The organism is Streptococcus phocae, assembly GCF_001302265.1.
GTDB lineage: Bacteria > Bacillota > Bacilli > Lactobacillales > Streptococcaceae > Streptococcus > Streptococcus phocae.
On sequence record NZ_LHQM01000073.1, the window covers coordinates 1 to 2,067 of the forward strand.

Below are 2,067 nucleotides of genomic sequence, written 5' to 3' on the forward strand. Positions count from 1 at the left end.
ACAACAACTCTGATGAGAGTTATTAACGGAGTAATCATTTACTTTACAACTAATAGCGATTGGTTAGAACAAGAAGGATTCCAACTCACCGAATCAGAAATCCGCAAAGACTTTGACTGGGCTTGGCAATGGGCCGAGGAGGTGACAAAATGAAAGCATATCAAAAACGATTTATCGAAGAATATAATCAACTTATAGAGCGTTTGTCAAAACTTGACGCAATGTTAGATAAGCACGAAAGAGGTATTCTCTCTTTTGAACCTGACAGTCCTATCAAGCTATTTCATGAGCAGAGAAATGTGATGGCTCAGTATATTGATATATTAGAATTGAGAGCTAAATTTGAAGGGATTGATTTAGAATGAACAAAATTTTACTACTTGCATTTATACTCGATTTATTAGCAATCTTGAGTTTAGCCTATTTTGGCATAGAATTAAACTTTTTATCAAGCATCGCTTTAGGAGTAGTTACGTACTATTTATCGGATTTTATTTTGAAGGAAAAGGAGATATAAAAATGAATTTGAATGAGTAGAAGTGTTTTTTTCCACAGTTTAAATGGGTATCTTTGTCAGAATTATAACCAACAACGGTACTACGCACGTTCGACTCGAGAGGGAGGTGAAAGATAATAGATACTAATAAAATTTATAATATGGATGTATTAGAATTAATGACCAATATAGATGATGAATCTATAGATTTAATTGTTACAGATCCCCCATATTTAATTGATTACAAATCGAACCGGAGGCAAGACAAACATCATAAATTTTCAAAAACAATTCAGAATGATAATAATCCTGGTTTAATTAAAAAATACATTGCTGAGTGTTATCGCATTTTAAAAAATGATACTGCCATGTATATGTTTTGCTCGTTTGATAAAATTGATTTCTTTAAAAGTGAAATAGAAAAATACTTCAAAATAAAAAATATTATTATTTGGGAAAAAAACAATCATACTGCAGGTGATTTAGAGGCGCAGTTTGGCAAGCAATATGAAATGATAATTCTTGCTAATAAAGGAAGGAAGCAATTTAACGGTGAAAGATTAACTGATGTGTGGAAATTTAAAAGAGTAAGTCACGAAAAACTTATCCATCAAAATCAAAAGCCTATTGAGTTAATAAAAAGATGTATCATAAAACATTCAAAGGTAGGTGATTTAGTTTTTGATGGATTTATGGGAAGCGGAACAACAGCAGTTGCTTGTATCGACACAGAAAGAAATTTTATAGGTAGCGAAATTGACGATGAATATTTCAATACAGCCATCGATAGAATTAATGAACATGATTCACAAATAAGTTTATTTGAAGAAATATAAGAATACCGCCTTACCACACTGGAAAAATTGTCTGGTAAGGTATTAACCGAAATAAAAAAAGAAACGAGGGTAATCTTTCACATTATAAATACTAAAATCTAAAACAGATTATCGGTCATCTGCGACTATTCAAGGCGTCGCTTATGCTTCAACACGACATCGTGCGCCTGTGTCAAAAAATAATTTTATCCATGAATCTAAAGCGAGCTTCTCGTGATTATGCAAGGCACTTAAAAATCTTGTGCAAAGACGGTCTCGTGTGCCTGGACCAAAAAAAGACGTCCACATGGAACGCCCTTTAGTTAATAATTCGATAAATCTATTATAACACAACGGGGGCTTTCATGACGTTTTTTCCAGAGATTGACATCCAAAAAACAAAATCCAACGCCAAGCGAAAATTGAGAGAGTATCCACGCTGGCGAAGGATAGCTAATGACGTAGATACTCAAAAAGTTACAGCTACTTACTCATTTGAGCCAAGACAGCCTCACGGAGTTCCTAGCAAGCCAGTTGAGAGATTAGCACTTAATCGTGTATCGGCAGAACAGGAGCTAGATGCGATTGAGCAAGCTGTCAGCATGATATTAGAACCAGAAAGACGCAGGATTTTGTATGATAAATACTTAGCTCCTTACAAAAAAGCAGATAAGGTTATTTATACAGAATTGTGTATGTCAGAAAGTTTCTATTATGACACACTTGAAATAGCTCTGTTGTCTTTTGCAGAGCTGT

At 34.0% G+C, this 2,067-nt stretch carries 3 protein-coding genes; all 3 read left to right on the top strand.

Annotated elements, in window-relative coordinates; translation table 11 throughout:
* Window positions 1-149: 149 nt before the first annotated feature.
* Entirely contained in the window at window positions 150-365 is a 216-nt protein-coding gene (locus tag AKK44_RS08390) for a crAss001_48 related protein (RefSeq protein WP_054279297.1), read from the top strand.
* A gap of 292 nt (window positions 366-657) precedes the next feature.
* Window positions 658-1,332, top strand: a complete 675-nt coding sequence (locus tag AKK44_RS08395; RefSeq protein WP_236686769.1) for a DNA-methyltransferase — start codon at window positions 658-660, stop codon at window positions 1,330-1,332.
* Between the two features lie 344 nt (window positions 1,333-1,676).
* Window positions 1,677-2,067 (top strand): ArpU family phage packaging/lysis transcriptional regulator (locus AKK44_RS08400; RefSeq protein WP_054279299.1); only part of this gene is annotated, 391 nt, incomplete at its 3' end.